Raw genomic sequence first — 14,435 nt, 5'->3', positions numbered from 1 at the left:
ATATAATTTCTATGAGAGCAGACCTTTAAGATATGAAAACAAACCTTCTACACTTGCGATATTTCTACACTGTGGCCAAAGAAGGTAGCTTTACCCGGGCGGCCGAGAAACTAAAAATAGCCCAGCCGGCACTGAGCCGAATGGTTAAGGAACTGGAAGAAAGCTTTGAAAAAGAACTCTTAGTCAGAACCAAGAGACAAGTCACTTTAACGGATCATGGTCGAGCTGCCTGGAAATATGCTCAAGGCATCTTTGATCAGGTTAATGAACTTGAAAAGTTTTTCAGTAAAGAGGACATAACAAGTCTCCCTCCACTTCGTATCGGAACCTCAGATGTTCTTGCCACTCAAGTCTTCCCACAAATCATTACTAAATTTTCAAAGGATGAATCGATTTATCCCTTGGTTCAGATTGGAACCAGTACAGAGATTTTTGACCTCATTGAAAAGAGGACCTTGGATTTTGCGCTACTCTTTCACACTCCATCGACTCGCACGGGCCTGGTGATACGCCCATTTGCAGAAGTCCGGTTTCATCTTGTGATAAATAAGAAGTTTCAGAAGAATGAGGAAACAAGAACTAGCTTCATTGGTTCCCGCGAAGTGGATGAAGTCACTAATAAGAAGTTTCCGACACTTAGCTTATGGAAAGAAGTAGAACCAAAGACCAAGATTAAAATATCGACCAATTCAATTATGGCCCACCTATCGATGGCGAAAGAAGGTCTGGGAATAGCTGTTCTTCCATCATTTTTAATTGAAAAAGAACTGAAACAAGGACAACTAGTTGATTTGCTCCCTAAGGAGCGACTTCACTTTAAGCTTAACCTCGTCACCCACAGAGATTATCCCCCACATCTGGCAGGAGAAAAATTTCTCAACCTACTTCAAAAGGCCATTCCCTAAGAAGCTTGAGAAGCAGCGTGAGTTTTGACCTCAAAACGAGCACCCAGAGGTGAGTTCTGAGTCTCTGCAATAAGATCAAAAGTCACATTCTGATCTAGAATTCGTTTAATCAGATTCTCCAAAGTTTTCTTACGATAAGTATTCAAGAATCTCACTTGCTCATTCGAAGCACTCGCCGCGAATTGTTTCAAATGATATTCCGGGAAGTAACTTACGAGAGTCCGACCGCCTTGGCCTTCAACTTTTAATTGGAAGTCTGTCTGAAAGAATAATTGCTCGTTAGCATATTCATTCAGAACGGCCGCAACGGAACCTAGCTTCATCCATTCGACTTTATAATGATTCCAATAGAGATCATTTTGTCCAACACTGACGATCTCATTAATGGTCTCATCCGAATTTTTTCCAAGCTTGATGAAGTACTCCATCGAATCCAGGAACAATTGAAAGTTAATCAAATTATCAAAGTCGAGGAAGAATTCTGTTTCTAGTCCGGTTGAAGCAATAAAGTCCTTGTGAGCGTCGGGCCCGACTTTTTTCTCCAGATAGAATAAAAATGGATAGATTTCTCGAACCTTGCCGGCCCGGAAATGACGGTACTTCTTAGGAATTTTAAATCCTAGAGAGACCTGATCATTATTAAATTTTACTTTGGAATGTCGGTCGATAATACCGGTTTCCAAAGTTTCAGGGGGAATGGAAGTGAAGCGTGAGAACAAGAACCATTGAGGCGCAGAAGGAATCAACAAGTTATGTTCCATTTTCGAAAGTGCGCTTTGTGAACATCCGATGGCCTGGGCCACATCTGCTTGATTGAACTTTTTAAACTTACGGGCGGCCTTCATCAAGGGCCCGATAGAGTACATCTGCTCATTCATAAAAAATCCGTTTATTATAATTTTATGAGCATTTATTCCAACGCTCTACTACCTCCTCTATTCTCTCTCGCATAAGATTTTGTTGTAAATTAGACGTCACGTGGACAATATCACTGACTGATTTAAAGCCTATGAGACAGCTCGAAATATTAAAGAAATGCAAATTGTACTGAAAACAAAACTCAGGTAATGAAACTTGATAATCTTGAAGTATTTCTTTGAGCTGATTAGTTCTCTCAATCTTCTTCTGGACTTCTTTTTTGTTCCACCAAGGTGCCCAGGAGCGCGCATCCGATTTATCGTACTGACGATCCTTCGTTACTCGCCCCGAAAGAATCCCTTTATCGAAGGTTCCCCAACCCATGGTGAAATAATTTTTCCGTTCATCACCTAGACGAGTGAACGCTTCCTGGTTGAAAAGATTCAGTTCACTTTGAATCACTTCAATCTTGCAGACCTCACGGGCCTTATTTAGTTCATCGAGATTGGTGTTACAAAGACCAATTTTTTTTATCTTCCCCTGATCCTGTGTTTTCTTTAAAACTTCTAGGGTCACACGGATATCAACTTTTGAATCGGGCCAGTGAACCATGTAGATGTCGATCACTTCGCGTTTTAAGCGCTTAAGCGATTCACCCAGCATGCGTTCCGCAACTTTTGGATCATTGGTCATATTGACTCGCATCGATGGATGCCAATCAACGCCACACTTACTCACAATCATGGCCTCTATTGGTAAATAACGTCCTAGACGCTCTTCTGACAAACCAAAGCCGTAGATTGGGGCGGTATCAAAAAGCGTAATTCCGGCCTCCCAGGCGCCTTTTAGAAGCTTTTCTGATTCCCCTTCAGACATTGAACCAAAACCATAGCCTCCGCCTTCACCGCTTACGGATGCTCCCCCGAATGTAATGACGGGTAATGGTGAATTAAAGCCAGGAATGTCCCGGTAGATCATGAAGTCTCCTGTGCCCTTCGTTGACAAAAACGAGTGGCCCCTGCAAAGTGCGGTTATGCATCTTATCACAATGGCACACTTGGGTGAAGCCCAAGGCGTCATCGAAAAATTTAAACTTCAAAGAATTGATTCAGACCTCTTCAAAAACGAAGAGTTGGTTCTTATTTTGACTGGCGAAGGTCCTTTCGAGGCGGCGATTAAAACTTCTCTGATGCTAGGAAAATACCCCATTACCAAAGTCATTAATCTCGGCATTGCCGGGGCCCTGAACTCCGAGCTCAAAGTCGGTGAGATTTATCCCATCAGAACTCACTATCTGGTGCAAGACATGCGTCCCGCCTTTAAAAGTTTTGTGAGTGCCGACAAAGGTGAAGATTGTCTAACGACCTTTGAACGTATCCTTGATAATGAGAAGGCCAAAGCACTTCGAGGGATGGGTGGCATTGTTGATCGTGAGGCCTGGGGCTCAGCTTATGCTGCTAAATCGGCCGGTATTCCATTTGAATCTTATAAACTTATTTCTGATATCGCTGGCACGGTAGGTGCCTGTGAGCTTGTTCGTGATAATGCTTCTGAGTTTTCCATGAAGCTTGCTTTGCACATTAGTAGTGTACTAGGTCAGGAAACTTCAACCGAAGAAATTGTTACTGTGCCAGGCTTTCATTTTACCTTCACCAGCGGCCACCGTTTTAAGACTCTCCTGTCTAAACTTTCCATTAAGTATGAAATATCGACAGAAGAACTCCTGAAAACGTTTAACCTGGATGAAATTCGCGAGAACATCTCTTTCCCGAAAGATCGTTCAAAAGTCTTACTCGAAAAGATGGAGTCAAAGCTCGATCCTTTCCGTGAAACATTAAAGGCGACTAAGGACAAATGGACTTCCCCTTATACGAAAGCGGGCATTTCTATCGAAACGGATCCCAATTGGGAAAACAAAGAAATAACTCTAAAATTCTCAGTGGCGAACGACACTGAACTTAAATCAAAACTAGAAACACTTAATAAACTGTCTCTCGCTCCGTTCTCTCAAATGATGGAAGGAAAACTCGATGTGGAATGAAATCTATGTCGAAGAGGACATAAAGCTTCATCCACGAGTGACATCGATTTTGGGGAAACTCAAAAAAGAACCACTCTATCTAGAGCGCTACGATGATATCTGGGGTCGCTCTAAGAAACCCTATCTTCAAAAAAGAGACTCTCTGAATCTGTTTCTTGCTCGTAAGAAAGGTCAGCTCTTAAAAGAAGCTCCCGATGCTTATGGCAGTTATGGCGAGCCCCACTATTATTTCATCCACGCTTATAACTGCATTTACGAATGCCAGTACTGTTATCTTCAAGGCTATTTCAACACTCCGGACATTGTGCTTTTCATTAATCATGAAGAAATCATGCAGGAGATGGAAGAAGTGCTTAAAAAGCATCCAGGGCAGAAAGTTTGGTTCCACGCTGGAGAATTCTCGGATTCTTTGGCACTCACTCATCTAACCGGTGAACTTGAACTCTATCACGGGTTCTGTGAGAGAAATCCAAATGCCATTATTGAGCTAAGAACAAAATCCGTGAATGTGCGTGAGATTGAGAAACTAAAACCTCTCTCAAACCTCATCGTAAGCTTCTCTCTCTCACCTTCATCTATGGCCAGACGAGTGGACCTTAAAACTCCAAGTGCCGACTCCCGGGTGAAGGCCATGAGTATGTTAAAGTCTCTTGGTTTCCCCATTGCTGCGCACTTTGATCCCATTGTTTACGAAGATAATTTCAAAAAGACCTATACCGAATTATTAAATCAAATGAAGGACCTGAACGGAGATTTAAAATATCTGTCCCTAGGTGTCGTTCGTTTCACAAAAGACGTTTACCGCGAAGTGGAACGCAACTATCCGGACTCGGTCCTTCACACGGGCCCCATGATTAAGAGTTTTGATAATAAGGTCCGCTATCATCGTCCAATGCGTATGTGGCTCATGAACAGTATTAAAGAACTCGCCATCACTCATGGAGTGAAGCCAGAGGCGATTTATCTTTGCATGGAAGAAAATGCTTAAACGACCTGAACTTTTTCAGAATGGTTTTCATAAGACTTATTTCCCCTTGGGAGATGATATTCGCGAACTTGTTCGCAATGAAGACTGGAAAAACCTGGATGGTGCCTTTCAGGAACTAACTAAAGAGAACGGTCGCCTCTTTAACTTCCTAAGAACCTTTCATGACTTTATTAGCATCGAATTCATCATCAGCATCCGTGATGCGGCCAATGAATGGGAAGAAGACGGCATCTGGCATGACGATGGTTCACGCGTTTTCGCTTTCTCACTCTCCCTTTCAGAAGATTCAGATCAAATTGAAGGTGGACGTTTAGGTGTTCGTCAGAAAAACACCGAAGAATTTTTACAAATCCCAACTCCAGAATTTGGCGGGATCATTCTCTTCCTTACTGGCCTCTACGGGTATGAACACAAAATTCACCAAGTGACTAAAGGTCGTCGGATTATTATTGCTGGCTGGTGTTCTTAGCTCCGCCTTCCAAAGTTTATTTTTCAATAACATTACTGGATTTAAGATTAGAGATTCATAATTGAACTTCATTAACCAGTATTAGAGTCTCAACTAGAACAGTATTAAGATAAAGACTATGTACTTCTGTTTAAACACGCAGGAGATAAACATGACGAATAATTTTAGTATTGATGTTCCTTTTGAAAAGCGTCCACCTCGCTTAAAGGAACTTATTAACAATCATGTGATGGGTGACGTTTGGGTAAGGGATACTCCCTTTGGTCCGGTAACAGACTCATTAAAAATTGCTGAAAAATTCGGGATGGAGCATAAGCATGTTTTGCGGGCCATTAAGAAATGTATTGAAGAACTTTCCATTCAGCCCAAATTTGGGCTGAATGAAAACATTATACAAAACAGCTACTTAGCTGGCCCTAAGGATAGGCAGCGTCAAAGCCTAAAATACGATATTACAGAGTTTGGCCTGGCACTTTTACTACTCTACATTAATACTCCCAAGGCCCGACTAATTTCAGCAGATATCTTGTACCGCTTTTTTATTCTCAAAACCTATCTCTCTGGCATGAGTGAAAATCAAATTGGAGCTATACGAGGAAATTATCGGAAGAAAATGAAATAGATTAGGACTGATCTTTCTTGAATTCAAGTTTAGTCTCTTCCGTCGAGTAACGTGAAAAAATTATACGGTACACTTCAGGTGTACCAGTTTGTTACACTCGCTGTGTCGTCCTGGTCAAAACTTCTGTATAACCGGGGCATGAAAGACTTTAAAAACATTCTCCAGCAAGAGTATCTAAGACGTGTGAGTAAAAACCCTCACTACTCTTTAAGGGCCTTTGCTCAACACTTAGATGTTAACCACGCTATTCTTTCAATGGTCCTTTCTGGCAAAAGAAAGGTCACTAAGAATATGGTGATGAAGTTCTCTAATGCTCTAGGCTTGTCTCCTCAAGAAACGAGTAAATACTTAGAAGAGGAAATTTCAGAAGCCGAAAAAAGTTTTTTCCTTCTTCAAAACGATGTCTTCTCCTTCATTTCAGAATGGTACTACGATGCCATTCTTGAACTTACCTTGGTTCCAAAGACCAAAATCGAACCAAAAACAATATCTCAGATTCTGGATATTCCTCTGGTTCAAGCAACCATCGCCCTTGAAACACTTGAGCGCCTAGAACTTCTCAAAAAGAATGATCAAGGTCGTTATGAAATCACTTACAAAAACAGCATCAATTATCTAGATCCCGATACAACTACGAGCGCTCAGAAAAACTATCAAAGGTCCGTTCTGGAAAAATCCCTAGAGGCACTTGAGAATATAGACCGCAAGAAGCGAGACCATACCTCAACTACCATGGCCATAAACTCAAAGGATTTACAAAAGGCCAAGGAACTCATCAAAAAGTTCAGACATGACCTCAATGCTTTTATGCAAAGAGATGAGTCAGATCTCGATGAGGTCTACCAGCTTCAGGTTTCTTTTTTCCCATTAACAATTACAGATTCAAATAGGAGTTCTTATGAAAATTAAAATGTGTGTTCTATTAAGTATGCTCGCCTTTAACGCTTTTGCTGGACAAGACCGTGGAGGTGGAGACATTTGTGAAAACCAAATCAAAATCATACGAGATGATCTTGCCAACTGGATTCAAAAAGATGGCCATAAAAACTTAAAACTAAGTGGCATAGATTCAAATCAATATGCACTAGGCATGCTCGATCAAATAAAACAAGCGAAGATCAAGTGTGTCGGCCAAGGCGATAGCGGATACCCTGTTGAGGTTTACGGCTCCCCTAAAGTATGTCGTTTCGATAAAGGTCTCTTGAAAAGACCAACGATAACTTGTTCTCGTGAAGATTTCATGAAACTTAACGAAACAAACCAATATGTTTTAATCCATCATGAATATGCGGGACTTGCAGGGATCGAATCGCCAAACAAAGATGATTCTCATTACCAAGTTTCAAATCAAATCTCCTCTTACTTAGTTGATATGGTGGTTAAGAGGCTTTCAGTTAAAACAACTTCTCCAGATCAACCTGACTTTTCCCTAATAAGAAAGCGAGTCATAAATACACTCAAGAGTAGGGCCAATGGTTCGCTTACATGTGAACTTAAAGCAGGGGGGATGGTCTGGTCAGAAAGCAGGTCCCAAGAGGATGCTATTGCACATCAAATGGCAAACATCATCAGCATTGCTCCTGAAATTAAAATGAATCATATTGAAGGAAAAGTCTTGCTCACTTTCCGCGGCCCTTGGGCTTCTTATATGAATGATATGTCGGCAATAAATAATCCAGAACACTACGGCAATGAATTTTATGAAGTTACTTTAACCTACTTAGAAGATGAATCGACCTTAGTGCAGGCCACTCAGAAAGAGTATTCTGATGGTCCACATTCAAGTGGTTCCGATTTGAATCCAATTGAAACAATGGAATATAGAGTTGTAGGCATTAGAAGTTGTGATTTTTAATTCCACACTAGAATTTAAGCCTGGCCTTGATAACCAGGCTTAAATTCTATCCTTGCCGGTTAGTGCTCTTAAGGAAACAAATCATTGAATCTGTGCTGAAGCTCATTGGCGGTGAGATCTTCCTCATGGGTCGCAATGATCCAGCGATGGCCAAAGGGATCCTCTAAAAGACCCGATCTGTCCCCATAGAACTGCTTCGAAATAGGCAGAAGAACCTTCGCCCCTTCCTTCACAGCTTCCTCAAAAAAGCCCTCGCAGTCCGGAGTATAAATTTGAATGGTAACAGGCGTGCCATGCAGTTTTAAGGGACCACTCTGGTAAGTGCCCTCTTCAGTCAGCATAATCACAGTATCTTGAATTTTAAACTCAGCGTGGGCAACAATACCATCAGGCTGCTTAAGCTCCATGGTTGTTTCGGCCCCAAAAGCTCTATTATAGAACTCCAGCGCCTTATCCACGTCTTTCACAGTCAGCATGACATTGATGGTTTTGTAACCACTAGGAACGTAATTGGGAATCGATGACAACATAAGCACCTCGCTTAAGGTGTTTCGAATAATCCTGGGATAGAGAGATATCTCTCACCGGTGTCATAACAGAATGTCAGAACTTTACCGGGAGATTTTGCCAATACTTTCTTCACGGCCGCTAATGAAGCACCAGAAGAAATACCAACAAAAATACCTTCTTCTTTCGCTGATCTTTGGGCCATCTCGAAGGCCTCTTCTTTTGTGATCGTAATCACTTGATCAATCACCGAACGATCAAGAATGCTTGGAACAAATCCTGTTCCAATACCCTGAAGTGGATGGGGCCCAGGTTGGCCACCGGACAACACCGCTGAATCCGCTGGTTCAACTGCAATGACTTTTAATTTTGGAAATTTTTCTTTAAGAACTTTACCTACGGCCGTGATGTGTCCACCAGTACCAACACCAGTGACTAAATAATCAAATCCATCCGGGAAATCTTTTAAAATTTCCTGGGCCGTGGTTTCAGCATGAACTTTTACATTATCTTTATTTTCAAACTGCATCGGAATCCATGAATTAGGAGTTGTTCCGAAGAGTTCCTGAGCGCGAGCAATAGAGCCCTTAATGCCTTTCTCTTTTGGCGTGAGTTCAAAAGTTGCGCCATAAGCGGCCATGACTTTTCTACGCTCAACCGACATTGATTCAGGCATCACGAGAATAAGCTTATAACCCTTCACCGCACACACCATCGCAAGCCCAATACCTGTGTTACCAGAAGTTGGCTCAATGATAGTCATACCAGGTTTCAAATCGCCACGCTTTTCAGCTTCAGCGATCATTGAAAGAGCAATCCGGTCCTTGATTGAGGCCCCAGGATTCTGACGTTCTAACTTCATCCATACTTCTGACTGACCGTAGAGACGGTTGATCTTCACGTGTGGTGTGTTGCCGATAACATCGAGAATGGATTGCCCTTTCATAATGAAACTCGCTTATTTTTTTAGTTTGCTTTTAATCTCATCCATCAAAGTGTTCGCTGTACCCATTACTTTCTCAGCGGTCTTTTCAACTTTCGCTTTAAGTTCGTCTTTTGGATACTTAGCTAGAAGCTCTTCAACCTTCTTAGTTGCGTCTTCCTTTGAGATACCAAATTTCTCCTGGATCAGAGAAACCATGGCAACAGCGTTACCTTTTACTTTCTCCAGATCTTTTTCAGAAATTGAGTCCCACTTTCTTTTGGCCTCATGAGAAATATCCTTCCATTTTGATTTAAGGATATCCGTATCGAGATTCATAAAACTTCCTTTGTTATGAACAAGTCTTTCAACCGCCTCGATAATAGCACCAGAATCCACATGGTGCTTAGTGTACAATTCATCAGCAGAGTAAGCTGACTGACCAAATTCGCCCTTAATCGCTAAAGTTTCAACATCAAACTCAAGACCTAAAAGCTTAAGTTGGTGAACCAATTGTGAGCCCATACCACCGATTAATTGGTGATCTTCAACTGTTACAACTTTCGATCCACTCTCAGCGATCCAATTAGCAATTTGCGTAAAATCTGAGTGATTCACAAAACTATGGTTAATGACAGTGGCTTCAATTCCGCGCAATCTTAATTTTTCAGCTGCCTCCATCCCTTTAGCAACCAATGAACCAGATACGATAATTGCAGCATCCGTTCCCTCGGCCAATTTTTGTGGCTTGTGGAGGTCATAGTTAAGACCTTCTTTCATTTCCAGCGCGAAATTCTCACGGCCAATGAAGAAGATATAAGACTCACCATCTTTACCGCACTGACGATCAGTTGCGATCTTTTGAATCGCTTTGAACATATACTCTTCAGCTTCTTTCGCTGAACCAACGTTTACAGTATTTAGATGAGGAATGCTTCCAAGTGCACTTAGATAAGTTAGTGATTGGTGAGAAGCACCGTCGGCCGCATCCTGGAAACCAGTGTGAGAAAATACAGCAATCACTGGAGCTTGAGAAAGAGAGGCCATGATAAGTGGAAGATTACCTTTCGTTACACCGAAAGCGGCGAAAGTATCAACCACAGGAATAAAACCAACCTTACTCATACCAATTGCAGTCGAAACCATGTTCGATTCAGCAACACCCACATCCAGATAGTGATCAGGATATTCAGAGTGAAAGGCCTTAAGACCTGTTGAACCCTGAAGGTCACTTGTGATCGAGAAAACCGGGTAGCCTTCTTTAGCAGCACGAGAAAGTGCCTTCGCTACACCAACTTGAATTTTATCTTTTGGAGTCGATGAACCAGAAGATTTCTTCTCTGGTTTAACAGTTAGTTCATTGGCCCATGTTGTGAACTCAGCTGGAACAGCTTCATCACCCCAGATTTCTTTAATGAAAGCATGAATACCATCATCGTGAGCTTTTAGAGGGAAACCGTGACCGCCAGACGCTGAATCCATCGTCGACTTCACACCATAACCTTTAATTGTTTTAAGCCATACGCATACTGGCTTCGAAGGATCTTTTTTTGCTTTCTCAATTGATTCTTCAATTGTGTGATAAACAGCTTCCAGGTCGTGACCATTTTCAACTTTAACTACGTCCCAACCAAGATCTTTGAAAGAATCAAAAGTTGGCTGCATAGAGAATGAATCTTTATCGATGCGTCCACCAAGTTTTGTGTTGTTATCAGACACAAGCATCACGAATGGATTTAGTTTTCCTTTGCTCGCTAGTCCTGGAATCGCTGTGAAAGCTTCTTTCGCTTCCCCTTCCATTGCAGCACCATCCGATACTGATACAACAGTCACACGATTGTTCTTCGCCACTTTATCTCCGGCCGCTAGACCTTGAGCTTGTGGTAGTGCAGAACCAAGAGGACCGTTAGAAAGAAGAACGCCTTCTGGATAAAGGTGAGATTCACCGTGACCAGTTAGCTTAGAGCCCATAGCGCGGAAACCTTTAAGTGTTTCCATCGTAAGGTCACCGTAACCAAGTACAGTTCTAAGAGCGTAAATACCGTTCTCAGCGTGACCGATATCATTTACGAAGTTGAAATGGTTGTACCAGTCTTTATTCTTGAACATAAGAGCGTGAAGAGCTGTCCAAGTTTCTGTCATGGCAGAAGGTCCACCCCAGTGACAAGCGGCCCCGCCATTTACAGCGGCCAAGTCCATCAGGGCAATTAAAGAACGAGTCGCTTTAGGGTTGGCGAGCACAACTTTCTTCTGCTTTGCGTCCTTAATCGACACAGAATATAGAGGCGATCCAGACGGAGCATCTAATAATTTTGATTTAATATTCAAGGGTTTAAGTGACATGAAAGACCACCTTTGGGGGAATGAGATATGAATGAAAAGAGTATGGAGCAACCCTCAGAGTTAAGTCCACAAGATTCTTCAGTTTTACACTTGCCAAGGTGCTCAAAAGAGCTTAACTTCATAGGACTTTTTTAAAACAGACTATTAGACCAAGGGAAATTTTTATGGCACGTCAATGTGATCTTACTGGTAAAAGCCGTCAGGCAAACCATAAAGTGTCTCACTCAAACATCAAGACACGTACTTTTAAACAGCCTAACCTAAAGACTAAGAAAGTTTTCGATCCTGAATCAGGTCAAACAATCCGTCTTAAACTTGCTACATCTACAATCAAGACTCTTGATAAGATGGGCCTTTCTAAATTCTTACGCAAATACTACAAATAATTGTAGTATATCTTTTACAATAAAAAGCTTCGAGCCCACGAATGTGGGCTCTTTTTTTTTCTATCCAAAACATTCTTCCCTAATAACGTGTAACATCTTTGGCGCAAAAAACTTTGCTTACATATGAGCGAGGCCAGTCAGGCAAATTAAGGGCCCCAGTGCTTGGATAATTTTGTCCTACAAAAACAGAAACATGAGGATCTCTCTGAGCTGTCTGTACTGAGGCATAACCGACATCGAAGCCTTTCAATGAGCAGAAGGTATTTAACACTCCTTTTACAACGGAATTGTTTTCTTCTCTCCAGCCACTGCTATGCCATCCGAGTAAATAGGTGGCCTCGCCAATTGTGATCGTAGGACCATCAAATCCCTGGCAGTCAGAAGGTCTTGTGGAGCAGATTGAAGAGGCAGCAATCTGATCATAAGCACTCACAGTAAAAGACATTGAACCGAGAATCAAAAAAGCCATCACTACTTTCATAAAATCTCCTTTCTCATTAAGAAGAGAGGAAATAGCTCGAATAATTAAAAAAGTATTTGCCGGAAGCACTGAAAGCGCTGAGTTGAATTTGATGAATGCCGGATTGCACATTTTTGATGAAAAAATCAGAATAAAAAAAGGGCCCCGAAGGACCCTCTTTTATCGATCTTAGTAGATTACTTTCACTTCTTTAATCACCGCACCCCACTTCGTCTGACTTGAGTCCGAAGAGAACTCAACAGTCACTGACTGAGTTTCAGTGTAATCAGTTTCGTAGTTTTCACCTTTACCTGAAATCTTCTCAATCACAACACCCTTAGCATCTTTAAGAGTAAGGAAATCATAACCTGATTCAGTGTCATACTTCTCGATCACAAACTTCACGTACTTCGCACCAGGGAAAGTGTAAGTTTTAGAAGTCTTAGTGTTATCAAGGTATGGGTGAGCTGTTTCGAAAACTTCTGAAAGCTGCTCAACTCTCCAATCTCTCTCGTTTGGTCCCTGACGAGGAATACGAGTATCAGTTAGGAAGTTGTAAGCGTTCACACGTCCACCAGCTACAGTTGTTTTACGGTAAGCAGCCGAAGGAGTTGTCGTTGCCATTAGACGGTTACGAAGTTCAAGAACCGGAAGGCGACCTTCTTTAGCGATAAGTAGACCAACAACACCTGAAGTGTGCGGAGTTGCCATTGAAGTACCAGAGAACACTTTATACTCACCATTTGGTGTAGAAGAAAGAATGTTTGAACCTGGAGCTGCAACGTGAACATTTCTCTTACCAGTATTTGAGAATGAAGAAACGATGTCACCAGCAGTGTGAGAAGCAACGCTGATTACGTTGTCCACTTGGTAAGTTGCCGGGTATGAAGGACGAGAATCGTTGTTAGATGAATCGTTACCAGCGGCCGCAACGAAAACGATGCCTTTATCTTTAGCAGCTTTGATTGAATCTTCAAGAGCTTGCGAGAATCCACCGCCGCCCCAAGAGTTACTCATGATATCTACATTCATTTTTGTCGCGTAGTCGATTGCTTCAACAGCGTCGGCCAGGCTTCCTGAACCAGAATCAGAAAGGAACTTTACACCCATAAGTTGAACTTCATCCATCACACCAGCAACACCGATACCGTTGTTGTGTTCAGCACCGATAGTACCAGCACAGTGAGTACCGTGAGCATTACCATCCATTGGATTACCGTTGTTACCTTCAGCGTTCCAACCGTGAATATCATCGATGTAACCGTTGTTATCATCATCAATTCCGTTACCTGGAATTTCTTTTGAGTTTACCCACATTTGGTTTTTAAGATCCGGGTGATTGTAGTCGATACCAGTATCGATTACTGCAACTACCACACGCTTCGAACCTTTTGTGATTCCCCAAGCTTGTTCAGCCGCAACGTCTGCACCTTGAACGTTTACATTCGGAGATGTGTTGCCGTTTCTGTCCGGCTCGTTTGAACCAGTATTGTTAAGACCCCAAAGCTTTCCGTAGAGAGGATCACGAGGAGCTGAAGCCGAGAAAGCTTCACGAACTGTACCAGCAAGCATGCCTTCTACAGTTTGAACGTTATCAATTGCTTTATAGATGAAGTTTGGCTCAGCGAAAGTTACTTCAGGAAGTGACTTAAGATCTGAGATCAAAGAAGCAGTCGACTTAGCATTGCTTTTTACAAGCACGTATTGGCCAGCTACTGTATTTAGTTGTTTTTTTACTTCTGCGCCCATAAGGGACTTCTTGGCCAGGAACTTACCCATGAAACCAGGCTTAACTTTTACTAGCACTTCACCCGGAACGTGTGGAATTTCCGTTGATTGAGTACCTTTTGCGAAAGCACCTGTAGATAAAACAGCGAGACCTAATACCGAAACAAACGTCGTTTTTTTCATTCGCACTCCTAGCTCATAAAAAATTTCTCTATCTTTAAATTGTAGGTGCTTCCGAGTTTTTTACATGGGAGGTAAAAAAGGCTTACGCAACCGGTCAATTAAGAGCGCCCCGGTCGGATACAATTTCCTCTCTTCTCAAAATTACAAAGTCTGTCACAATAGATGTGA

At 42.0% G+C, this 14,435-nt stretch carries 15 protein-coding genes; 8 read left to right on the top strand and 7 right to left on the bottom strand.

The window, feature by feature from the left end:
• Nucleotides 1-32: 32 nt before the first annotated feature.
• Nucleotides 33-905 carry a LysR family transcriptional regulator gene (locus tag SOO65_RS11325; RefSeq protein WP_321389691.1) on the top strand — a complete coding sequence of 291 codons (873 nt, stop codon included), beginning with the start codon at nucleotides 33-35 and terminating at the stop codon, nucleotides 903-905.
• Here the strand turns inward: SOO65_RS11325 and SOO65_RS11320 are convergent.
• Together SOO65_RS11320 and SOO65_RS11315 are read right to left on the bottom strand one after the other, a co-directional pair.
• Entirely contained in the window at nucleotides 902-1,783 is an 882-nt protein-coding gene (locus tag SOO65_RS11320) for a helix-turn-helix domain-containing protein (protein ID WP_321389690.1), read from the bottom strand. The genes SOO65_RS11325 and SOO65_RS11320 overlap by 4 nt on opposite strands.
• A 22-nt stretch (nucleotides 1,784-1,805) precedes the next feature.
• Nucleotides 1,806-2,741, bottom strand: a complete 936-nt coding sequence (locus SOO65_RS11315; protein ID WP_321389685.1) for an aldo/keto reductase — start codon at nucleotides 2,739-2,741, stop codon at nucleotides 1,806-1,808.
• 55 nt (nucleotides 2,742-2,796) lie between these two features.
• On the opposite strand from SOO65_RS11315, the gene SOO65_RS11310 reads away from it, so the two are divergent.
• The 6 genes from SOO65_RS11310 to SOO65_RS11285 all read left to right on the top strand — a co-directional run bounded on the left by SOO65_RS11310 (nucleotide 2,797) and on the right by SOO65_RS11285 (nucleotide 7,738).
• Nucleotides 2,797-3,804: a 5'-methylthioadenosine/S-adenosylhomocysteine nucleosidase family protein gene (locus tag SOO65_RS11310; RefSeq protein ID WP_321389683.1), complete on the top strand. Its 1,008-nt coding sequence runs from the start codon at nucleotides 2,797-2,799 to the stop codon at nucleotides 3,802-3,804.
• The gene (locus SOO65_RS11305) at nucleotides 3,794-4,792 is read left to right on the top strand and encodes an SPL family radical SAM protein (protein ID WP_321389680.1); all 999 of its coding nucleotides are present in this window, start codon (nucleotides 3,794-3,796) and stop codon (nucleotides 4,790-4,792) included. Before SOO65_RS11310 ends, SOO65_RS11305 begins: the two co-directional genes overlap by 11 nt.
• Entirely contained in the window at nucleotides 4,785-5,261 is a 477-nt protein-coding gene (locus tag SOO65_RS11300) for a 2OG-Fe(II) oxygenase (protein WP_321389677.1), read from the top strand. The genes SOO65_RS11305 and SOO65_RS11300 overlap by 8 nt, the downstream gene beginning before the upstream one ends.
• A gap of 151 nt (nucleotides 5,262-5,412) precedes the next feature.
• Nucleotides 5,413-5,883 (top strand): Rha family transcriptional regulator, encoded by a 471-nt coding sequence (locus tag SOO65_RS11295; protein ID WP_321389675.1) that lies wholly within the window; start codon nucleotides 5,413-5,415, stop codon nucleotides 5,881-5,883.
• 51 nt (nucleotides 5,884-5,934) lie between these two features.
• The gene (locus tag SOO65_RS11290; protein ID WP_321389672.1) at nucleotides 5,935-6,792 is read left to right on the top strand and encodes a TIGR02147 family protein; all 858 of its coding nucleotides are present in this window, start codon (nucleotides 5,935-5,937) and stop codon (nucleotides 6,790-6,792) included.
• Nucleotides 6,782-7,738 (top strand): hypothetical protein, encoded by a 957-nt coding sequence (locus SOO65_RS11285; RefSeq protein WP_321389669.1) that lies wholly within the window; start codon nucleotides 6,782-6,784, stop codon nucleotides 7,736-7,738. The genes SOO65_RS11290 and SOO65_RS11285 overlap by 11 nt, the downstream gene beginning before the upstream one ends.
• A 68-nt stretch (nucleotides 7,739-7,806) precedes the next feature.
• On the opposite strand, the gene SOO65_RS11280 is transcribed toward SOO65_RS11285, so the two are convergent.
• Genes SOO65_RS11280 through SOO65_RS11270 form a run of 3 tightly spaced genes read right to left on the bottom strand, consistent with a single transcriptional unit; the run spans nucleotide 7,807 to nucleotide 11,510 of the window.
• The gene (locus SOO65_RS11280; protein WP_321389666.1) at nucleotides 7,807-8,268 is read right to left on the bottom strand and encodes a VOC family protein; all 462 of its coding nucleotides are present in this window, start codon (nucleotides 8,266-8,268) and stop codon (nucleotides 7,807-7,809) included.
• A gap of 11 nt (nucleotides 8,269-8,279) precedes the next feature.
• Nucleotides 8,280-9,191, bottom strand: a complete 912-nt coding sequence (gene cysK, locus SOO65_RS11275; protein WP_321389663.1) for a cysteine synthase A — start codon at nucleotides 9,189-9,191, stop codon at nucleotides 8,280-8,282.
• Between the two features lie 12 nt (nucleotides 9,192-9,203).
• Complete coding sequence (locus tag SOO65_RS11270; RefSeq protein ID WP_321389659.1) at nucleotides 9,204-11,510, bottom strand: transketolase C-terminal domain-containing protein; 2,307 nt, start codon at nucleotides 11,508-11,510, stop codon at nucleotides 9,204-9,206.
• 164 nt (nucleotides 11,511-11,674) lie between these two features.
• Between SOO65_RS11270 and rpmB the strand changes: the two genes are divergently transcribed.
• Nucleotides 11,675-11,896: a 50S ribosomal protein L28 gene (rpmB, locus tag SOO65_RS11265; protein WP_321389657.1), complete on the top strand. Its 222-nt coding sequence runs from the start codon at nucleotides 11,675-11,677 to the stop codon at nucleotides 11,894-11,896.
• Between the two features lie 79 nt (nucleotides 11,897-11,975).
• On the opposite strand, the gene SOO65_RS11260 is transcribed toward rpmB, so the two are convergent.
• Complete coding sequence (locus SOO65_RS11260; protein WP_321389653.1) at nucleotides 11,976-12,377, bottom strand: hypothetical protein; 402 nt, start codon at nucleotides 12,375-12,377, stop codon at nucleotides 11,976-11,978.
• A 168-nt stretch (nucleotides 12,378-12,545) separates the two neighbouring features.
• Nucleotides 12,546-14,267, bottom strand: coding sequence for a S8 family serine peptidase (locus SOO65_RS11255; RefSeq protein ID WP_321389650.1), 1,722 nt, complete (start codon nucleotides 14,265-14,267; stop codon nucleotides 12,546-12,548).
• Nucleotides 14,268-14,435 lie beyond the last annotated feature (168 nt).

This window comes from Peredibacter starrii (assembly GCF_034259205.1).
Taxonomy (GTDB): domain Bacteria; phylum Bdellovibrionota; class Bacteriovoracia; order Bacteriovoracales; family Bacteriovoracaceae; genus Peredibacter; species Peredibacter starrii.
This window is presented reverse-complemented; position numbering and strand designations above follow the sequence as displayed.